The following is a 20,486-nucleotide window of genomic DNA, read 5'->3' on the forward strand; positions in this document are numbered from 1 at the left end:
GGTCGATGCAAGCGCCGCAGCGCCGCCTGCCTACTTCAACGGCGGCAGGTCGAACACCAGCACTTCCGCCCCGATGCCCTGGCCCACGCTGACCAGCGGCTCGCCTTCGTAGAGCAACGCATCGCCCGCCGACAGGGTACGGCCGTTGACGGTCACTTCGCCGCGCGCCACGTGCACGTAACCCAGGCGACCTTCGGCCAGGCGCAGTTCCGCCGCTTCATCCCCGTCGAACAGGCCGGCGTACAGGCGCGCATCCTGATGGATGGAGATCGAACCATCGGCGCCGTCCGGGCTGACCACCAGCCGCAGGCGGCCCTGCTTCTCTTCGGCGGCGAAGCGCTTCTCTTCGTACGAGGGCGCCACGCCCTGCTTGTCGGGGATGATCCAGATCTGCAGGAAATGGGTGGTCCCGGTTTCGCTGTAGTTGAACTCCGAATGCTGCACGCCGGTGCCGGCGCTCATGCGCTGCACATCGCCCGGCACGATGCTGGAGCTGGTTCCCATCGAATCCTTGTGGCCCAGCGCACCTTCCAGCACGTAGCTGATGATTTCCATGTCGCGGTGGCCGTGTTCGCCGAAGCCGCGGCCGGCGGCCACGCGATCCTCGTTGATCACGCGCAGCGGACCCCAGTGGACGTGCTTGTCGTCGAAGTAGCTCGCGAAGGAAAAGCTGTGCCACGAGTCCAGCCAGCCGTGGTTGGCGTGGCCGCGAGCGGTGGCGGGGCGCAAGGTGATCATGGCGGTGCTCCGGTGTGTGGTGAGGCGTGCAGCATGATCCTCGACACGGATGGGATAAAGCCGACGAAAACCAATAGATCGTTCCATAAATGGAAATATAGGCCAGGCGAACCGAACTGCGCCACGCCTGCTGGAACGATCAGGCGGGAGGCGCCGCAAGCCACGCCGTCCGCGCACGCGGACATTCCATGCGCGTGCCACGCCCGGACCCGCGCACGCACGGGGCTGCCGAGAAACATTTCCATCCTGGATGACGCGGTGATTTAAACTTGCACGGTTTCCTTCGCTGCACATCCAACCTCATGCCCTTCGTCGTCACCGAAAACTGCATCAAGTGCAAGTACACCGACTGCGTGGAAGTCTGCCCCGTGGACTGCTTCCATGAAGGTCCCAACTTCCTGGTGATCGACCCGGACGAATGCATCGACTGCACGCTGTGCGAACCCGAGTGCCCGATCAATGCCATCTACCCGGAAGACGACGTGCCGGCTGGCCAGGAAGGCTACGTCGCGCTCAACGCCGAACTTTCCCGGGCATGGCCGGTGATCACCACGCGCAAGGATCCGCTGCCGGACGCGAAGGAGTGGGAAGGCAAGCCGGACAAGCTGCCGCTGCTGGAGCGTTGACGGGCGCACGCTGCCGCACCACGCACACATGAAAAAGGCGCCGCGAGGCGCCTTTTTCGTCGTCACGGTGGTTATGGATAGCCGGATGGCTGGTCAAGCTGGGTCCCGGCATGCGCCGGGACGACGGCAACGCATCCCTCTCCCCGCCACGTTGGGCTGCTCACCCGCCCAGCTTGGCCTTCAGCGCCGCCAGCAGCTTGGTTGCGGCCGGCGATGTGGCCGGCAGGCCGCGCGGATCGACCGCCGTCACGTAGGCGCCGGCTTCGACGCCCGACACACGGACGAGGAAGCTGGCCCCCTCGTAGCTGACGTCGTAGGTGCCCAGCAGTTGGGCCCGGCTGGCGATGGTGACGCCCTCCACGCCGGCGAGCGCTTCGCCCACGCGGGTGAACGCTTCGTCACGGGTACCGGCGACGGTGAAACCACCCGCGGCTGCGGGCGCTGCGGCCGCCGTGGCCTGGCTGGCGGCAGGTATCTGCATGGCGCCACTGGTGTTGGGCAGATTGAGGTCCGGCGGCACTTCCAGCGGACGGGTTTCAGGCGCCAGCGCGTAGTCGCCCTTCGCGCCCTTCTTGAACCATGAGCAGCCGGCGACGGAAACGACCAGCAGCACCAGGGCAAGCGGACGCACGAGGGAAGACGAAAGACGCATGAGAATCTCCTGGGTTCAGGCCGCGAGGATGTCGCGGTTGGATTGTGCTTCCAGCGCCTGCGCCACGGCGGCGAGACGATCGGCAGTATCGGCATGGGCGGGGGACAGCGAAAGCAGCGGCAGGCGCAGGCCATCGCCGAAGCCTGCGCGCTGCAGCAGCGCCTTCACCGGGATGGGGTTGGATTCCACGCCGAGGAAGGCATAGATCTCCTGCAATTGGGCATCCAGTCCGGCGACTGCGGCCGCCTCGTCCGCGCGGGCAAGGTCGCACAGGCGGCGGAAGGTGCGCGGCAGGGCATTCGAGCCCACCGAGATGAGGCCATCGGCACCGGCCAGCATGGCGCGGGAGGCCGTCGGGTCGTCGCCGCTCAGGACCGCGAAGCCCTCCTTCCGCAGCGCCAGCAGGGCCGCCATGCGTTCGGGTTCTGCGCGCGCTTCCTTGATGCCCACGATGTTCGGATGGTCGACGAGCTCGGCCACCGTTTCCGGCAACAGATCGCACCCGGTGCGGCCGGGCACGTTGTAGAGCACCACGGGCAATCCGCCCTGGTCGGCCACCGCCCGGTAATGCGCCAGCAGCCCGGCCTGCGTCGGGCGTACGTAGGGCGGCGTGACGACCAGCGCGAGCTGCGCACCCGCCGCGGCTGCGCGTCGCGTGGCGGCAATGGTCTTGGCCGTATTCATCTGGCCGGTACCTGCCAGCACGGGAATGCACCCGCGCACGTCCTCCACCGCGATGCGCAACAGTGTGTCGTATTCGTCGTCGGAGAGCGCAGCCGCTTCACCGGTCGATCCCGCCACCACCACGCCCTGCGTGCCTCCATCCAGTTGCTGTTTGAGCAGTGAACGCCAGGCTTCCAGGTCGAGTTCGCCCGACGCCAGGAACGGCGTGGCCAGTGCGGTGATGCTGCCGGAAAGATGCAAGGGATGGCTCTCGGTGGGGTGTCCGGCGTCCGGAGGCGCCAATAAGCGCAGTTGGCCGGTTCGCCTGCAATGTCGGCCGCATGTTACTTGCGGGCTCAAAGGGCGGGCAAGTATGCTGCCTGCGTCGCCGGGACGCTGCCCGGCCGCCATTCAGCCTGACCGCAACGCCGGAAGCTCTCTTGACCGATTCCACGCCCCGGCCTTCGCCGACCGAAAACCACCTCCTGATCACCGCCTATACGACGCATCCGGAGTCGCCGCTTCTGTCGGTGACGCGCCGCATCGCCGACAGCGGCTGCAATCTGGTGGATGCCCGGCTGTCCACGGTGGGGCGCGACGTCTCCGTCACGGCGCTGGCGACGGGTTCGTGGGACGCGGTGGCGAAGCTGGAAACCATGCTTACGCGGCTCGAGCGCGACGAGGGCCTGAAACTGGTGTTCTACCGCACCGGTCCCAAGGTGGTGCAGTCCAACCTGCTGCCCTACATCGTGGAAGTGGTGGCCGCGGACAAACCGGGCATCCTGTTCCAGCTGGCCGACTTCTTCGACCGCCAGGGCATCACCATCGAGAACCTGCAGAGCACGCGCTACCGCGCCATGCAGACCGGTGCGGAGATGTTCTCGGCGCAGGTGACCATCGGCGTGCCGGCCAACATGCACATCGCCGCGCTGCGCGACGATTTCCTTGAATTCTGCGACCATCTGAACCTGGACGCGATCATGGATCCGATGAAGTTCTGACGATGACGGCGAAAAGCACGAACGCCCTGCCCAAATCGACACTGAAACTGCCGCTGGCCTTGTCCGGCGGCGAGACCACCACCCTCGCCGACCATGCCGGCCGCTGGCTGGTGCTGTACTTCTACCCGAAGGACAGCACGCCGGGCTGCACCACCGAAGGGCTGGATTTCAACGCGCTGCTGCCGAAATTCAAGAAATTGAACGCCATCGTGCTGGGCGTGTCGCGCGACTCGGTGAAATCGCACGACAACTTCTGTACCAAGCAAGGGTTCAAGTTCCCGTTGGTGAGCGACGCCGACGAAGCGCTGTGCAAGGCCTTCGACGTGATCCACGAAAAGAACATGTACGGCCGCAAGGTGCTGGGCGTGGTGCGCAGCACGTTCCTGATCTCGCCTGACGGCCGCATCGCGCAGGAATGGCGCGGCGTGAAGGTTCCCGGCCATGCCGACGCCGTGCTGGACGCCCTGAAGGCCCACCAGGCCCAGTGACGAAATCCCCTTCCCTTCCACCCACCATCCCGCGCCGCGGCGGGTCATGGTGGTTCGCTGCTGTCCGCGGAAAAGTCGCCCGTGTTCACACATCTTCCTCGATGAGGTTGCCCGAATGACCCGTAGCAAGCGTATCTATGTGTTGGACACCAACGTGCTGATGCACGACCCCACCGCGCTGTTCAAGTTCGAGGAACACGATGTCTTCCTGCCGATGCAGGTGATCGAAGAACTGGACAACGGCAAGAAAGGCACGTCGGAAGCGAGCCGCAATGCGCGGCAGGTCAGCCGCTTCCTCAACGAACTGGTCGAAGCGTCCGGCCTGGACAACCTGGCCGCCGGCATCCCGCTGATCCAGCCCAACAGCCTGCAGCTGCGCGGCAAGGAAAGCGCAGGCCTGCTGCGGTTCCAGACCAGCCATTTCGACGCCGGCAAGAGCTTCGGCGCCGTCATCCCCGACAACGCCATCCTCGGCGCGATCCTGGCGCTGAAGGAACACACGCCGGAGATCCCGGTGGTGTTCGTGTCCAAGGACATCAACCTGCGCATCAAGGCGGCGATTGCCGGGATCGTGTCGGAGGATTACGAGAACGACCGCGCGCTGGACGATTTCAGCCTGCTGTACACCGGCGCGGATCCGCTGCCGGAGGACTTCTGGCAGCGCCACGGCAAGGACCTGCGCTCCTGGACCGACAAGGGACGCACGTATTACGAAGTCACCATGACCGAGGGCGCGGGCTGGTACCCGAACCAGTACCTCTACCTGCCCGGCGATGACGAATCGGAGTTCCGTGTCAGCCGGGTGGAAGGCGACAAGGCGACGCTGCAGATCGTCGATGACTTCCGCCACAGCCAGCACGCGGTGTGGGGCATCAATGCGCGCAACCGCGAGCAGAACTTCGCGCTCAACGCGCTGATGGATCCGGAAGTCGACTTCGTCACCCTGCTCGGCACCGCCGGCACCGGCAAGACGCTGCTGGCACTGGCGGCCGGCCTTGCGCAGACGATGGACCAGCAGCGCTACCGCGAGATCATCATGACCCGCGCCACGGTCAGCGTGGGCGAGGACATCGGCTTCCTGCCCGGCACGGAAGAAGAAAAGATGACGCCGTGGATGGGCGCGCTGACCGACAACCTGGAAGTGCTGACGCACAACCAGGAAGGCGGTGCGTGGGGGCGCGCGGCGACCAACGACCTGCTGGCCTCGCGCATCAAGATCCGCTCGATGAACTTCATGCGCGGGCGCACGTTCCTGTCGCGCTACCTGATCCTCGATGAGGCGCAGAACCTCACGCCCAAGCAGATGAAGACGCTGATCACCCGCGCAGGCCCTGGCACGAAAATCGTCTGCCTGGGCAACGTGGAACAGATCGACACGCCCTACCTGACGGAGACGACATCCGGCCTGACCTACGCGGTGGACCGCTTCAAGAACTGGGCGCACAGCGCGCACATCACGCTGCGGCGTGGCGAGCGGTCGCGCCTGGCGGATTACGCGTCGGAAGTGTTGTAACCGGACACGGGTGCCGACGCCATGGGCCTCCACCTTCCCCGCTGGGTCTGGATCGGCGCCGTCCTGCTGGCGTGCGTGGCGGGGATGGTCAATGTCATCGGCTATCTCGGCTTCGAGCATCAGGCGGTCAGCCACCTGACCGGCACTACCAGCCTGCTGGGGGCGGCACTCGCGCAGGGAGACCTGCGCGCAGTGACGCACCTGTGGGGCATGCTGATCGCGTTCTGCCTTGGCGCGATGCTGAGCGGCCTGATCATCCAGGACCAGACGCTGAAACTGGGGCGTCGCTACGGCGTGGTACTGGCGCTGGAAGCGGTCGTGCTGCTCGCCGCGATTCCGCTGTTCAAGCAGGAACAGATCTGGGGCGCCCTGCTCGCCGCCATGGCGTGCGGACTGCAGAACGCGATGGTCACCACCTACAGCGGTGCCGCCGTCCGCACCACGCACCTCAGCGGCATGTTCACCGACCTCGGCATCGGACTGGGCCACCTGCTGCGCGGGATGCCGCTGCCGGTGCGCCGACTGACCCTCAGCGGCCTGATCATCAGCGGTTTCCTCGCCGGAGGCGTGCTCGGCGCGTGGCTGTACCTGCGCCTCGCCTACGACGCGCTGCTGGTGCCCGCGATGCTCACCGGCCTCACGGGTATCGCGCACGTCGTATATCTGCATCGACGCTTCGTCGATACGGGCGAGGAGCCGGTGGATCACGGCGTCGAACGCGGACCACCGGATTGATCCGTCCTTTCCCGGGTGTCAGTGCCTGAAACGCTCACGTAGCCGGATCAGCGGCCTCTCCACCGCGAAATAACTGGCGCTGGCCGCCAGGAAAGGCAGGACAATCGCCAACGGCAGCATCTCGCGCGCGAGCGGGACATTCCTGCCCAGGAAGATCTGTTGCCACAGATAGAGCGAGTAGCTGATGGTGCCGATGAACACGGCCACCTGGCTGTTCAGCACGCGATCGATTCCGGGATTGACCCGGAACACCACACCGAGCAGGCAGACCGCGATGGCGATGTTGACCAGGGTCGCGCCCACCGGCAGGTAGAACGACGGCCATTCGGAGAACGACGCCGCCATCACGGCAACCAGCGCCGCCAGCGGATAGGCCGCCGCCGGAATCGCATCCGCCAACCGTTCCTTGCCGAACCGGTGCACCAGCAGCGCGGCCAGGCAACCCGTGGCCAGTGAATCCGCCACGTACTGGAACTCTTCGTCGATCCCGATGCGCGCCTGCGGCCACCCCATCCACGCGACCACACGCACCAGCGGTGCCAGCGCGATGATGACCCCCACCACGACGGCGGCGCGCTTGCCCGACCACAGGAACAGCAAGGGCCAGAGCAGGTAGAACTGCTCTTCCACCGCCAGCGACCACAGGTGCCCCAGCGTCCATCCACGGTCGTGGTGGTAATCCATCGTATAGGTCAACGCATGCAGCACGTCCCCGGGCTTCAGTGTCGCCCAGCCGATGGACGCCACCACGACCGCGCACGCAATGTACAGATAGGCTGCGGGGAAGATCCGGATCGTCCTGCGCAGGTAGAAGTCGCGCAAGGAAACACGCCCCCGCCGGCTGCGTTCGTCGATCAGCAGCGTGGTGATCAGGAAACCGGAGAGCACGAAGAAGATCGCCACGCCGAAGCGTGCGATATCGAGCACGAGCAGGTTCCTGATCACCACCGGGAACTGGGGAAGGCCGGCGGCGTGCCCCAGCAGGACCATGAGCACGGCGATCGCACGCACGCCATCGAGCCCTGAAAGCCGTTTTCCCACGCCATCCCCTGTCGCCGTTTCCGGCACGCCTTGCGATACCCCCTAGACGCAGGATGCGCGCCAACGGGGCCATCCGGCGCAAGGCTGACGGCATAATGGCCGCATGCGCTCACCTTCCACTGTCTCCGCCCTGACCATCGCCGGTTCCGATTCCGGTGGCGGCGCCGGCATCCAGGCCGACCTCAAGACCTTCGCGGCGCACCGCGTGCACGGCCTCTCCGCGATCGCTGCGTTGACCGCGCAGCACACCAGGGGCGTAACGGCGGTGAACGTGCCGCCGATGGAATTCCTGCGCGCGCAACTGGATGCGTGCTTCGAGGACTTCGATATCCGCGCGGTCAAGCTGGGGATGCTGGCCACCGCCGAGGTGATCGGCGCCGTGGTCGAAGCACTCGTCCGGCACAACCCCGGCACGGTGGTCGTCGACCCGGTGATGGTCGCCACCAGTGGCGCGAGGTTGCTGGAGAACAACGCGCTGGACGCCATGCGCCGCCAGTTGCTGCCACTGGCCGACGTGCTGACGCCCAATCTGCCCGAAGCCGAACTGCTGCTGGGACGCACGATCCCCGATGTGCAGGCGATGCGCGACGCGGCGCGGGACCTGCTGGCGCTGGGCGCGCACGCCGTGTTCCTCAAGGGCGGCCATCTGCCCGGCGACGGGGACGTCGTCGACCTGTATGCGGATGCGGAAGGCGTGGCGGAAACGGCGCATTCGCGCCTCGCACTTGAAGCCCATGGCACCGGCTGCACGCTGGCGTCCGCCATCGCGGCCCGCCGGGCGCAGGGCATGGCGATGAAGGAGGCCTGCCTCGCCGCATCCGACTACGTGCACGCCGGGCTTCGGGGCGGCTACCGCCCAGGACGCAGCGAGATCCTCGTGCTGGACCATTTCGGCGCCGCGCCCGTCTGATGGACGACATCGACATGCCCACGATTTCAGCGCACGACATCCCGCTGACCACGCCCGACGGCCATGCGTATGCGTTGATGGCGCGCATCCCCGCGCAGGCGAACTCCGCCGTGCTGTGGGTCCCCGCCCTCGGCGTGGCGGCGCGGCATTACATGCCGTTCGCGGAGGGCCTGGCCGCACGCGGCATGGCGGTGTTCGTGCACGAATGGCGCGGCAACGGCAGCAGCTCGCTGCGCGCGGACCGCCGCCATGATTGGGGCTACCGCGAGCTGCTGGGCATGGACCTGCCATCGAGTCATGCGGAACTTCGCCGGCAGCTACCCGATGTGCCGCATGTGATCGGCGGGCACAGCCTGGGTGGGCAGCTCGCGGCCTGCCATCTGGGCCAGCATCCCGACGCATTCGCAGGGCTGTGGCTGGTCGGCAGCGGCACGCCTTACTGGCGTGCGTTCCCCGCGCCGCGCGGCTACGCACTGCCGTTCTTCTACCAGTTCGCGCCCTGGCTGGCACGCGCATGCGGTGCGCTGCCCGGTCGTCGCCTGGGGTTTGGCGGCGACGAAGCACGCAGCCTGATCCGCGACTGGGCACGCGTGGGCCTGAGCGGCCGCTATCGCGCCGCCGGCTTGCCGGTGGATCTGGAAGCCGGCATGCGCCAGGTCCAGGCACCACTCCATGGCGTGCTCTTCGACGACGACTGGCTGGCGCCGGAAAGCTCGCTGCGCGCGCTGGCGGCCAAGATGCCTGGAAGCCCGACCCGCGTCACCACGCTGCACCACGCGGCGCTGGGCACGCATGCGGATCACTTCGCCTGGATGAAGCAACCTGCCGCCGTGATCGACGCCCTGCTGTCCTGATCGCGGATCAGCAGCCCACGACGATGCTGTCGCGTCCCTGCGCCTTGGCACGGTAGAGCGCGCTGTCCGCACTGTTGATCCAGTCCGATACCGATGCGATGCCCGGATGCGCTTCGGACAGGCCGATGCTGACGGTGCAGCGCAGGCCGCGTGCGGAAAAGGCACAGGCGGCCACCTGCCGCCGCAGCCGCTCCGCCGCCACGATCGCTTCTTCCCAGCGCGTATCGGGCATGACGACGCCGAACTCGTCGCCGCCATAACGGCCACCCGTGTCCACATCGCGCAGGCAGGCCTTCAACAATCGCGCGAACTCTTCCACCACTTCATCCCCGACCGTGTGGCCGTAGCCGTCGTTGATGTCCTTGAAACGGTCGATGTCGATCAGCACCAGCACCGCCGTCCGGCCTGATCGCTGGAAGCGCTTGAGCTCGGTGGTGGCGGCATGCAGCCATTGCTGCCGGTTCATCAGCCCGGTGGCGGCATCGAAGCGCGCCATCTTCTCCAGCAGGTCCTTCTGTTGCCGCGCCTTGCGCGACAGCGAGTGGGTGGCAACGCCGATCGCCATCGGATAGATGGCCAGGAACGGCAGGCAGGCCAGGACCACGGGGTAGCTGGTGTAGGGATCGAAGGCGAAACCCCACGCTGCGCTGGCCGCCAGGCAGGTCAGCATCATCGTGCCCAGCGTGCGGATGCCGAAGCGTCCACCGCCGATGATCACCTTGTCCATCGTCAGCATCACCGCCAGCAGCACGCTGGGCAGCGCATCGAAGTGCATGGCGGCGATCCAGAAGCCACCCATCGCCGCATCGAAGGTCAGATTCTGGAATTCGGCCTGGATGGGTTCGTCCCGGCTCAGCTTCACCCGCAGGTAGGCCAGGTGCGGCCAGAGGAAGCCATTGGCGATCAGCAGCACCCACAGGGCGGGCGACGCCGAATGTTCGTAAAGCACGGCCGCCACGCATATCGCGCCCAGCCCCAGCCCCAGCGCGCGCATCCGGTACATGCGCAGGCCATAGCGTGAGCGGTTCTGTTCCGCCATGTCGCGTGCAGCGTCGGAGGACAAGCGGATCCAGGCGGTGGGAATTGAGCGGATTCTCGGCCAATCACGCGGGCGGTGCCAGCCCGCGACACGACGCCGCGCCCCCGCTTATGCCAACCGGGTCACGTTCGGCGCATCGATCATGCCGCCGGGTAGCCCTGGGGATTCCGGGATTGCCAGCGCCACGCATCGCGGCACATCGCTTCCACCCCCAGTTCGGCCTGCCAGCCGAGCGCCTGTCGGGCCAACGAGGGATCCGCGTACACCTCCGCCACGTCGCCGGGCCGCCGTGCGACCACTTCGTAGGGAATGTCCCGTGCGGCCGCATCCGCGAATGCCTTCACCAGCTGCAGCACGCTGACCCCCTGGCCCGTGCCCAGGTTGACGGTCAGGTTGCGTTGCTCGCGGGCAAGGAAATCCAGCGCATCGGCATGCGCGCGCGCCAGGTCCATCACATGGATGTAGTCACGCACACCGGTGCCGTCCAGGGTTGGCCAGTCGCCGCCGAATACGCTCAGCCGGTCACGCCGCCCCACCGCCACCTGGCAGATGTACGGCATCAGGTTGTTGGGAATGCCGGTGGGATCTTCGCCGATGAGGCCCGATTCGTGCGCGCCCACCGGGTTGAAGTAGCGCAGGTTCGCGGCATGGAATTCCGCGTCGCTGCGGCACAGATCGCCGATGAGCTCTTCCATCACCAGCTTGGTGCGGCCATAGGGATTGGTGACCTGGAGGCTCGCGTCTTCGCGCACGGGTACGCTGGCGGGGTCTCCGTAGACCGTGGCGGAGGAACTGAATACCAGCCGCCTGACGCCTGCCGCCTGCATGCCGTGCAGCAGGTTGAGCGTGCCGCCGATGTTGTTGTGGAAATAGTCCAGCGGACGCTCGCAGGATTCGCCCACCGATTTCAGCGCAGCGAAATGCACGACCGCATCGAACGGCTGGCGTTCGAAGAACCGCGAGACGGCCTCGCGTTCGCGCAGGTCCAGCGGCTGGAAAGGCACCGGGTGGCCGGTGATCTGCTGCAGCCGGGTCAGTACGCCCGGCGAGCTGTTGCTGAAATTGTCGGCCACCACCACATCATGGCCGCGTTCCACCAGCACCACGTAGGTGTGCGCGCCGATGTAGCCGGCGCCGCCGCACAACAGGATCCGCATCTCGACTCCCCCGGTCGCAGGTCGCAGGTCGCGCCATCTTCCCGATGGACGATTGCCCCTTGTTACGCAGGCAGCGACACATTCAGGCCAATCCTGGCGCGTGTCCTCCCGGGCGTGCTTTGGACGTTGATCGACTCGACACCAGGCCGGGAACCGGGCGAACGCGCCCACCGCGCCACCGTATAGACTTCTCGACAGACGCGACACACAGGGGATCTCCACATCGATGAACGCACCACTGCCTACCCTGGACCAGGCCAGGATCGCCGTGATTGGACTGGGGTATGTCGGCCTTCCGCTGGCCGTCGCCTTCGGTCGCAGGTTTCCCACCCTCGGGTTCGACATCAACGGCAAGCGCGTGGCCGAACTGCGCGGGCATCATGACCACACGCTGGAAGTGACCGCCGAGGAACTGCGCGACACGCCGCAGCTCGACTTCAGCGACGATCCGGCCGCGCTGGCAGGCTGCAACGTATTCATCGTCACCGTCCCCACGCCGATCGACGACTACAAGCGCCCCGACCTGCATCCGCTGGAATCCGCCAGCCGCGCCGTCGGCCGCGCCATCGGCAAGGGCGCGGTCGCCATCTACGAATCCACCGTCTATCCCGGCGCGACCGAGGAAGTCTGCGTGCCGATCATCGAGCGCGAGTCCGGGCTTGTCTTCAACCGGGATTTCTACGCCGGCTACAGCCCCGAGCGCATCAATCCCGGCGACAAGCAGCATCGGCTGGAGACGATCATGAAGGTCACCTCCGGCTCCAGCCCCGAGGTCGCCGACTTCGTGGACGCGCTGTACGGCAGCATCATCACCGCCGGCACGCACAAGGCCAGCAGCATCCGCGTGGCGGAAGCCGCCAAGGTCATCGAGAACACCCAGCGCGACGTCAACATCGCGCTGATCAACGAACTGGCCCTGATCTTCCACCGCCTGGGCATCGACACCCACGAAGTGCTGGAAGCCGCCGGCACCAAGTGGAACTTCCTGCCATTCCGCCCCGGCCTGGTCGGCGGCCACTGCATCGGCGTGGATCCGTACTACCTGACCCACAAGGCGCAACAGATCGGCTACCACCCGGATGTGATCCTGGCCGGACGACGCATCAACGACGGCATGGGCAGCCATGTCGCCCGCCGCGTGGCCAAGCTGATGGCCAAGCGCAACCTGCCCACGGCCGGCGCCAGGGTGCTGGTGCTGGGCCTGGCCTTCAAGGAAAACTGCCCCGACGTGCGCAATACGCGGGTGGTGGACATCGTGTCCGAACTGCGCAGCTACAACACCCATGTCGACGTGCACGACCCGTGGGTCAACGCGGATGAAGCACGGCACGAATACGGACTGGAACTGGTGGCGGAGCCACAGGCCGGCCAGTACGATGCCATCATCCTGGCGGTCGCGCACCGGGAGTTCACCGAACGGGGCGCCGAAGGTGTCCGCGCACTCGGCAAGCCCGGCGCCGTGCTCTTCGACGTGAAGCGGGCCCTGCCCCGCCACGCCGTCGACGACTGCCTGTAAGCGACCCGATTCCACGAGACCCTGTTGATGCGCGTACTGGTCACCGGCGCTGCCGGCTTCATCGGCTCCCACCTCAGCCATCGCCTGCTCGATCGCGGCGACGAGGTGCTGGGGTATGACAACCTCAATGCCTACTACGACCCCACGTTGAAGGAGGCCCGCCTGGCCCGGCTCCTGCCGAAGGCGGGCTTCCATTTCGTGCGCGGCTCGCTGGAAGACCGCACGGCACTGGAAGCGGCTTTCGATGCGTTCAAGCCGCAGCGCGTGGTCAACCTGGCCGCCCAGGCCGGCGTGCGCTACTCGCTGGAGAACCCGCACGCCTACATCGACAGCAACATCGTCGGCTTCACCAACATCCTGGAAGCCTGCCGGCACCGCGGCATCGAGCATCTCGTCTACGCATCGTCCAGTTCGGTCTATGGCGCGAACCGGAAACTGCCGTTCGCGGTGGAGGACAGTGTCGACCATCCGGTCAGCCTGTACGCGGCCACCAAGAAGGCCAACGAACTGATGGCGCACACCTACAGCCACCTGTTCGGCATGCCCACCACCGGACTGCGCTTCTTCACCGTGTACGGCCCCTGGGGCCGGCCTGACATGGCGCTGTTCCTGTTCACGAAGAACATCCTCGAGGGCAAGCCCATCGATGTGTTCAACCACGGCCACCACAGCCGCGACTTCACCTTCGTCGACGACATCGTGGAAGGCGTGATCCGCACGCTGGACACCGTCCCTGGCCCGGATCCGGCGTACGACCCGCTGCTGCCGAACCCGGGTTCGTCCAGCGCCCCGTACCGCGTCTACAACATCGGCAATCACCAGCCGGTGCAGTTGCTGCGCTACATCGAAGTGCTGGAGGACTGCCTGGGCCGCAAGGCGGAGAAGCGCCTGCTCCCGATGCAGCCCGGCGACGTGCCCGACACCGAAGCCGACGTGGAAGCCCTGCGCCGCGATACGGGCTATTCGCCGACGACGCCCATCGAGACCGGCGTGCGCCGGTTCGTGGACTGGTACCGGACGTTCTACGCCGAGTAAGCACGACCAGGAGCGCCGGCAAGGCGCTCCGCAGTGGCCGGATTCCCCTGTCGCCGCCGTTGTTACCGGCATCAGCAACTCCAGGGGATCCTCCGATGAAACGCCTCTTTGCCGGCCTTGCCGCCACCCTCCTTTCCATGCTGCTGGCGTCGTGCGCCACCTCCTCCGGCAGCGAGACGCCACCGCCCGCGACAAGCACGCTGGGTACCGATGCGTACCACATCGGCGTGGACGACATCGTGCAGGTCTCCGTGTGGCGCAACCCGGAACTCGGCATCACCGTGCCGGTGCGTCCCGACGGCATGATTTCGGTGCCGTTGGTGGGCGACGTGCCGGCCGGCGGCCGCACCCCGGGGGACGTCGCGAAAGACATCCAGGAACGCCTGGCGACCTACGTGCGCGATCCGCAGGTGGCCGTGATCCTGACCGATCTGCGCAGCCACGAGTACCTGTCCCGGGTGCGCGTCACCGGTGCCGTCCGCCAGCCCGTGTCGCTGCCCTACCGCCCCGGCATGACGGTGCTGGACGCCGTGCTCGCCGCCGGTGGCATCACCGAGTTCGCGGCCGCCGACAGGTCCGACCTGCACCGCAAGGGCGCCGAGCAGACCCAGACCTATGCGGTCCGGCTTGACCGCATCCTCAACCGCGGCGACCTGAGCACCAACTACACGGTGTCGCCCGGCGACGTCATCACCGTTCCCGAGCGCACGTTCTGATGAGCCAGAGCAATCTTCCCGCGCGGCGCGGATACGCTGCGCCGGCCGCGCCTGCGGGCGCGCTGTCGCCCAACGAACTGGCCCCGATCCTGCTGCGCGAAGCACGCCGCCACCGCGTGGCGCTGGTCGGCATCTTCGCCGGCGTCGCCCTGCTGACGCTGGTGGTCGGATTGCTGGTGCTGCCGAAGAACTACACCGCCTCGACGACAATCCTGGCGCAGGAGAGCGACATCATCCAGCCGCTGCTGGAAGGCCGCGCGGTGGCGACCGGCGTCGTGGACCGTGCCGGCATGGCCCGGCAGGTGATCTACAGCCAGCGGGTCCTGCAGGATGCGCTGAAAACCGGCGGCTGGCTGGAAAACGTGCCCAACGCCGTCCAGCAGGACCGCCTGATGGAGCAGATCAAGGGCCGCATCGCGATCACCAGCCCGCGCCCCAACCTGATCCAGATCACCTACCGCGACAGCGATGCCAAGCGCACCTACGAGGTGACGGAGCGTCTGAGCGACATGTTCATCAAGGAGAGCCTGGCGGCGAAGGAACGCGAAAGCCGCGAGGCCTACGAGTTCATCAACAAGCAGGTGCAGGACTACCACGCCAAGCTGCTTGAGGCAGAGGAGCGCCTGCGTGCATACCGCTCGGCCAACACCGACGCCCAGCCCGGCAGTGCGACCGACGCCAACACGCGCATCAGCTCGCTGCGCACCACGGTCGAACAGACCCGCATGGCGCTGCTCGAACAGCGCTCGCGCGAAGGCGCGATCGCCTCGCAGCTCTCCGGCGAATCGGCGGTCACCGCCGTGCAGACGCGCGAGAGCCTGTACCGCGGGCAATTGCTGGAACTGCAGGGTCAACTGGATCGCCTGCTGCTGAACTACACCGAGCAGCATCCGGACGTCGTGCGGGTGCGCCACCAGATGGCCGACCTGCAGCAGTCGATGGTCAACGAGCAGAACCGTCGCGCCTCCGCGCCGCAGGGCGGGAGTCCGTTCGACGAGGCCCAGATGAACCCGCTGTACCAGGAGCTGCGCAGCCAACAGGCGCAGACCCGCCGCGAAGTGGCCGCGACCGCATCGCGCATGTCGATCGCGGAATCGATGCTCAACGACGAACTCAACCGCAGCCGGCGCATCGCCGACTCCGAAAGCGCGCTGGCCGAACTCACGCGCGACTACGAGGTCAACCGCGACATCTACCAGGACCTGCTGCGCCGGCGCGAGAACGCCCGCGTCTCCATGCAGCTGGACCGCGAAGAACGCGGCCTGACCCTGCGCGTACAGGATCCCGCGACGATGCCGTTGCGCCCGACGGGCCTGCGCTTCATGCACTTCGCCATCGGCGGGCTGCTGATGGCGGTGGGCATTCCCCTCGGCCTGCTGTTCCTGCGCGCACGCTTCGATCCGCGCATCCGCTCGGCGCACCAGGTGCAGCGTCTCACCGACCGGCCGCTGCTCACCGTGGTACCGACCTACCACTCGCCGCGTGACCGTCGCCAGGAGTTGACCCGCAACGCGATGAGCGTCGGCATCCTCCTGGTCGTCGTGCTCGCGTATGGGCTCGTGTTCGGCCTCAAGCAGCTTGCCGCCTGAGGCCTCCGCCATGACCCAACACGCCACAATGGAAAAGCCAGTGACCCCGGACAACGACCGACTGCACGGCGTACCCTACCGCGCCGATACCTCCCGCTCGCTGGCCCTGATGGACGAGCCCACGGCATTGACGCCACGCGAACTGGAAGAGCGTCGCGTCATCCATCGCAACGATTCCGTGCGCGAACAGGCCGATGCGTTCCGCGAGCTGCGTACGCGGCTGCTCGCGCTGGGCGGCGAGCGCAACTTCGTCACCCTGGTGGCGCCGGTGAGCCACGGCTGCGGCGGCAGCTTCGTTGCCCGCAACCTGGCCACGGCGTTCGCGTTCGACGACACCAAGAGCGCGCTGCTGGTGGACTGCGACGCGCTGCATCCGACGCAGCACACCGCGCTGCGCGTGGACGCCGGGCACGGCGGGCTGATGGATTACCTGGATGACAGCGACACCGATCTCGCCCGCATCCTCTACCGCACCGGCGTGCCGCGCCTGCGCCTGATTCCGAGCGGCCGCCAGCGCGAGATGACCGGCGAAGCGTTCAGTTCGTTCCGCATGCGCGCGATGATGGATTCGCTGCGCAGCCGCTATCCCGACCGCTACCTCGTCCTCGACAGTCCGTCGGTACTCGGTTCGCCCGATGCGCGCATCCTCTCCGAGCTCGCCGACCTGGTGGTCCTGGTCGCGGGCTACGGCAAGGTCACGCCGGAGAAGCTGGAGAAGGCCATCGGCAGTTTCCCGGCCGACAAGGTGGCCGGCGTGGTGTTCAACGAAATCCCGTGAAGCAGCCAAGGAGCATCGGCATGCGCGTCACCCGCCTTCGCGTTTCCGTCATCGCGGCCTCCGTGCTGGCCACGTTCTCCGGCCACGCGTTCGCCGCGCGGGTCGATTACACCGTGGACCTCGGCATGGAGCACAACAGCAACGTGACGATGGTGCCGGCCGACCCCATCGAACAGCGCTACCTGCGCGCCGGCGTCGGCTTCAGCGTCACCGAGAACATCTCGGCGCTGCAGCTGAGCCTGGACGGGCGCGCCGAGTACCGCGACTACGAGGACGACGTCTTCGCCGACACCGTCGATGGCACGCTCTCCGGCCGCATGAACTGGGTGGCCATCCCGCAGCGCCTGTTCTTCGTGGTGGAGGACAACCTGACGGTGCAGCCGGTGGACTCGCTGGTACCCGATGGCCCGGGCAACCGCCAGCAAGTGAATGTGTTCTCCGCCGGTCCGACGGTGCTGTTCAACTGGACGTCTTCGCTGCACGGGCAGGCCGAGCTGCGCTACGTGCACAGTGATGCCGAAGTGACCGACGAGTTCAATTCGCAGCGCCTCGCCGCCGCGGTCCGCACGATCAAGGAACTCTCGCCCACCAGCCGCGTATCGTTGAACCTGCAGGCGCAGCGCGTGGACTTCGACGACGACATCGTGGCCCGCGACTACAACCGCTACGACATCTACGGACGCTATGTCCGCACGCTGGCCAACTTCGAACTGGGCGCGGACCTGGGCTATTCGCGCATCGACTACCGGCAGGGCGAGTCGCGCTCCGAGCCGCTGCTGCGCGCGGATGCCGAGTGGAACCTGTCTCCGCACAGCCAGCTGATCGCGGCCGTGTCCAGCCAGTTCTCGGACACCGCGACAGATGCACTGACCGGCATCCAGTCCGAGGCCACGGTGCCGGAGAACGTCCTGACCGGCGACGCGGTGGTGAATGCCTCACCGTACGAGGTCCGCAGCATCGACCTCGGCTACCGGTACACGGGCACGCGGTTGACCTTTTCCGTCACCCCGTACGCACAGAAGCGCGACTACGTGGATTCGGATACGTTCGACCAGAAGACGCGCGGCGCGCGCTTCGACCTGCAGTGGCTGATCCGTCGTTCGCTGACGCTGGGAAGCTACGCCACCTGGGAACGGCTGGACTACACGCAGCTCAACCGCGAGGACGAGACCTCGCGCGTGGGCGCGAGCCTGGAATACCAGTGGGCGCCCCGCTGGTCGGCGCGCCTGCACGCCGAGCGCTACAAGCGCGACAGCACCGACATTGGCCAGAGCGTCTCGCAGAACCTGATCTACCTGAGCATCGCCTACTCCAACCGTTGAGGTGTCCGGCATGCGCGCCACGCCCTCCAGATTGAAGACGCATGGCATTCCCAGTGCGGTGTTGCTGACGCTGGCGTTGCTGGCAGCCGCCATCGGCCATTGCGGTGCAGCCGATGCACCGGAGACGACCGCGGCGCAGGAGCCCCGCGCGACACAGGCCTCCGCCGATGCGCCGCAGGCGACGGCCGCGCCTGCCTCCCCGCCCGCAACGGCAGGGACCGACCAGCTGAAGATCGACCTGACGTTCGTCGATCGCAGGTCGCCGGAGTACGGCCGCTTCCGCAACTGGGTGGACACCGCCGTATCGGGCAGCCCGGGCTATGCGTTCAGCGCCAGCGACGCCGCCCTGATGTTCCTGCTCAGCGGGGGCGAGAAGTACTGCAAGCTCGCCGTCCGCATGGTGGAAAAGGAAGTCGCTGAAGCCGAGAGCGCGATTGCAGGCGGTTCGCGCCCCGCGATCGCCGGCGATTCGTACCTGGAGGTCGGTCCCCGCATCGCGGACCTGGCGATGACGCTGCACGCCTGCACCAGCATGATCGATGCCGCGCAGCGGCAGCGCTGGTCCGCCCTTGCCGAGCAGGCGGTGTGGAACGTCTGGAACCCGGGCCGGGCGCAGTGGGGCGGACGCACCCACGCATGGACCGGCTGGTCCATCGACAATCCCGGCAACAACTACTACTACAGCTTCATCGAAGCGACCATGTACTGGGCGCTGGTCAGCGGCAGCAAGACCTGGATGGACGAGCTGAAGACACGCCGCCTGCCGCCGTTGAAGGCGTACTACGCCGAATTGCCGGGCGGCGGCAGCCGCGAAGGCACCGGCTATGGCGCTGCGCAGATGCGCCTGTTCGGCCTTTACCGCCTGTGGAAGGACAGCACGGGCGAGGACCTGGCCACGGCCAGCACGCATGCGCGCGACAGCATTCCGTACTGGATACATGCCACGGTGCCCACGCTGGACCGCTTCGCGCCGATCGGCGACCAGGCGCGCAGTTCGATACCCGAACTGTTCGACTATCACCGCCGCCTGGTGCTGGAAGCGCGCCAGCTGACGACGGATGCCGATGCGCGCGCGATGTCGTCGTGGTGGCTGCGCAGCATCTCGGTGCCGCGCATGAGCCAGGGCTTCAACAGTCGCTATGACCTGTTGCCGGCCGGTGATGGCGGCGATCCGCCCCCGGCTCTGGTCTACCACGCTGAAGGTGCCGGCCACCTGTTCGCGCGCAGCGACTGGGGCAAGGACGCGATGTGGATGTCGTTCGTCGCCGGCCCCTACAACGAGAGTCACGCGCACCAGGAACAAGGCGGATTCACTCTGTTCGCACGCGACTGGCTGGCGGTGACCGAGAACATCTGGAGCCACAGCGGCATCCAGCAGGGCACGCCCGTGCACAACGTGGTGCGCTTCGAACGCGCCAATCCGGACGCGCAGCAATGCGCGGCGCCGCGCGGCGACACCGTGGTACACCAGTGCGAAACACCGCGCTCGCGCTCCCGCGTGACCGTGACGCCGCGGCCCGATGGCGGCATCACCGCGACGGCCGACCTGACCCCGGTGTATCGCGACAATCCGGCCCTGCAGTCCTGGCAGCGGCGCATCGAGTTCGGTGGCCGCAAGCTGCTGGTGCAGGACGATTTCCGGCTGGGCACGGGGACCCGTGCGATCTTCCAGGTCAATGTTCCGGAGCGCCCCACCGTCCAGGGGAACGAAGCCATCGCCGGGCGGCTGCGCATCCGCGTGCTGGAGCCCGCGAATGCGATGCTGCGTGTCCACACCTGGAGCGACGATGACGCGCAGGAGTTCAGGCGCGGCTGGCGGGTGGATGTCTCGGGCGGACAGACCGGCTACAAGGTGGAACTCAGCGAGAAATGACCCGGGTCGTATCGGGCGACGCAAGCGGCGCAAACAGTGCGGCGCGTCGCAAAGCCGTCCTCACGAGCCCGTGACCTCCCCTGCCGCCGGCTGAACCAACCTGCGTTTCTGTGACCCAGCCCGTCCGTTTTGACGGAAGCCCCACGTTATGATCCGCCCGCCGTTGCGCGGATCGCATGTAGCGAGGGGGCGCTGCAGCGGGTAGTCACCAGCCTCGAGGGCTGTCGTCTTCCAATTCGT

The 20,486-nt window shown here is 66.9% G+C and carries 20 protein-coding genes; 14 read left to right on the plus strand and 6 right to left on the minus strand.

Translation table 11 applies throughout. From position 1 onward, the window contains the following. Positions 1–30: 30 nt before the first annotated feature. Positions 31–738: a pirin family protein gene (locus IB223_RS09700; protein WP_192201475.1), complete on the minus strand. Its 708-nt coding sequence runs from the start codon at positions 736–738 to the stop codon at positions 31–33. A 302-nt stretch (positions 739–1,040) separates the two neighbouring features. On the opposite strand from IB223_RS09700, the gene fdxA reads away from it, so the two are divergent. After that, positions 1,041–1,364 carry a ferredoxin FdxA gene (gene fdxA, locus IB223_RS09705; RefSeq protein ID WP_056881145.1) on the plus strand — a complete coding sequence of 108 codons (324 nt, stop codon included), beginning with the start codon at positions 1,041–1,043 and terminating at the stop codon, positions 1,362–1,364. 160 nt (positions 1,365–1,524) lie between these two features. Here fdxA and IB223_RS09710 read toward each other — a convergent pair whose 3' ends face one another. Both IB223_RS09710 and dapA read right to left on the minus strand, forming a co-directional pair. Beyond that, positions 1,525–2,016 carry a hypothetical protein gene (locus IB223_RS09710; RefSeq protein ID WP_192201476.1) on the minus strand — a complete coding sequence of 164 codons (492 nt, stop codon included), beginning with the start codon at positions 2,014–2,016 and terminating at the stop codon, positions 1,525–1,527. 15 nt (positions 2,017–2,031) lie between these two features. Next, positions 2,032–2,940, minus strand: coding sequence for a 4-hydroxy-tetrahydrodipicolinate synthase (gene dapA, locus IB223_RS09715; RefSeq protein ID WP_192201477.1), 909 nt, complete (start codon positions 2,938–2,940; stop codon positions 2,032–2,034). Positions 2,941–3,119: 179 nt separating this feature from the next. Between dapA and IB223_RS09720 the strand changes: the two genes are divergently transcribed. The 4 genes from IB223_RS09720 to IB223_RS09735 all read left to right on the plus strand — a co-directional run bounded on the left by IB223_RS09720 (position 3,120) and on the right by IB223_RS09735 (position 6,416). Beyond that, positions 3,120–3,680, plus strand: a complete 561-nt coding sequence (locus IB223_RS09720) for a glycine cleavage system protein R (RefSeq protein ID WP_142124317.1) — start codon at positions 3,120–3,122, stop codon at positions 3,678–3,680. Positions 3,681–3,682: 2 nt separating this feature from the next. Next, complete coding sequence (locus IB223_RS09725; RefSeq protein WP_192201478.1) at positions 3,683–4,168, plus strand: peroxiredoxin; 486 nt, start codon at positions 3,683–3,685, stop codon at positions 4,166–4,168. A gap of 115 nt (positions 4,169–4,283) precedes the next feature. Continuing rightward, positions 4,284–5,681, plus strand: a complete 1,398-nt coding sequence (locus tag IB223_RS09730) for a PhoH family protein (RefSeq protein WP_192201479.1) — start codon at positions 4,284–4,286, stop codon at positions 5,679–5,681. Positions 5,682–5,702: 21 nt separating this feature from the next. After that, complete coding sequence (locus tag IB223_RS09735) at positions 5,703–6,416, plus strand: YoaK family protein (protein ID WP_192201480.1); 714 nt, start codon at positions 5,703–5,705, stop codon at positions 6,414–6,416. 18 nt (positions 6,417–6,434) lie between these two features. Here the strand turns inward: IB223_RS09735 and IB223_RS09740 are convergent, their stop codons facing one another. Further along, positions 6,435–7,484 (minus strand): acyltransferase, encoded by a 1,050-nt coding sequence (locus tag IB223_RS09740; protein WP_343227184.1) that lies wholly within the window; start codon positions 7,482–7,484, stop codon positions 6,435–6,437. A gap of 76 nt (positions 7,485–7,560) precedes the next feature. Between IB223_RS09740 and thiD the strand changes: the two genes are divergently transcribed. Together thiD and IB223_RS09750 are read left to right on the plus strand one after the other, a co-directional pair. Continuing rightward, the gene (thiD, locus tag IB223_RS09745; RefSeq protein WP_192201482.1) at positions 7,561–8,367 is read left to right on the plus strand and encodes a bifunctional hydroxymethylpyrimidine kinase/phosphomethylpyrimidine kinase; all 807 of its coding nucleotides are present in this window, start codon (positions 7,561–7,563) and stop codon (positions 8,365–8,367) included. A 14-nt stretch (positions 8,368–8,381) separates the two neighbouring features. After that, a complete protein-coding gene (locus tag IB223_RS09750; RefSeq protein WP_192201483.1) occupies positions 8,382–9,221 on the plus strand; it encodes an alpha/beta fold hydrolase in 840 nt (279 codons plus the stop codon). 7 nt (positions 9,222–9,228) lie between these two features. Here the strand turns inward: IB223_RS09750 and IB223_RS09755 are convergent, their stop codons facing one another. Together IB223_RS09755 and galE are read right to left on the minus strand one after the other, a co-directional pair. Next, a complete protein-coding gene (locus IB223_RS09755; RefSeq protein WP_192201484.1) occupies positions 9,229–10,284 on the minus strand; it encodes a diguanylate cyclase in 1,056 nt (351 codons plus the stop codon). Between the two features lie 116 nt (positions 10,285–10,400). Next, positions 10,401–11,417, minus strand: a complete 1,017-nt coding sequence (gene galE / locus IB223_RS09760; protein WP_192201485.1) for a UDP-glucose 4-epimerase GalE — start codon at positions 11,415–11,417, stop codon at positions 10,401–10,403. A 226-nt stretch (positions 11,418–11,643) separates the two neighbouring features. Between galE and IB223_RS09765 the strand changes: the two genes are divergently transcribed. The 7 genes from IB223_RS09765 to IB223_RS09795 all read left to right on the plus strand — a co-directional run bounded on the left by IB223_RS09765 (position 11,644) and on the right by IB223_RS09795 (position 20,246). Beyond that, the gene (locus IB223_RS09765; protein WP_305079808.1) at positions 11,644–12,933 is read left to right on the plus strand and encodes a nucleotide sugar dehydrogenase; all 1,290 of its coding nucleotides are present in this window, start codon (positions 11,644–11,646) and stop codon (positions 12,931–12,933) included. 27 nt (positions 12,934–12,960) lie between these two features. Next, entirely contained in the window at positions 12,961–13,968 is a 1,008-nt protein-coding gene (locus IB223_RS09770) for an NAD-dependent epimerase (protein ID WP_192201486.1), read from the plus strand. Between the two features lie 95 nt (positions 13,969–14,063). After that, positions 14,064–14,684 carry an XrtA/PEP-CTERM system exopolysaccharide export protein gene (locus IB223_RS09775; protein WP_225590990.1) on the plus strand — a complete coding sequence of 207 codons (621 nt, stop codon included), beginning with the start codon at positions 14,064–14,066 and terminating at the stop codon, positions 14,682–14,684. Continuing rightward, a complete protein-coding gene (locus tag IB223_RS09780; protein ID WP_192201487.1) occupies positions 14,684–16,273 on the plus strand; it encodes an XrtA system polysaccharide chain length determinant in 1,590 nt (529 codons plus the stop codon). The genes IB223_RS09775 and IB223_RS09780 overlap by 1 nt, the downstream gene beginning before the upstream one ends. Positions 16,274–16,283: 10 nt before the next feature. Then, on the plus strand, positions 16,284–17,051 hold the full coding sequence (locus tag IB223_RS09785; RefSeq protein ID WP_192201488.1) for a polysaccharide biosynthesis protein: 768 nt from the start codon (positions 16,284–16,286) through the stop codon (positions 17,049–17,051). Between the two features lie 20 nt (positions 17,052–17,071). Beyond that, positions 17,072–18,373 carry an outer membrane beta-barrel protein gene (locus tag IB223_RS09790; RefSeq protein ID WP_192201489.1) on the plus strand — a complete coding sequence of 434 codons (1,302 nt, stop codon included), beginning with the start codon at positions 17,072–17,074 and terminating at the stop codon, positions 18,371–18,373. Positions 18,374–18,383: 10 nt separating this feature from the next. Then, on the plus strand, positions 18,384–20,246 hold the full coding sequence (locus tag IB223_RS09795; protein WP_192201490.1) for a hypothetical protein: 1,863 nt from the start codon (positions 18,384–18,386) through the stop codon (positions 20,244–20,246). Positions 20,247–20,486 lie beyond the last annotated feature (240 nt).

Origin of the sequence: Pseudoxanthomonas sp. PXM03, assembly GCF_014852005.1 — a bacterium.
Lineage (GTDB): Bacteria > Pseudomonadota > Gammaproteobacteria > Xanthomonadales > Xanthomonadaceae > Pseudoxanthomonas_A.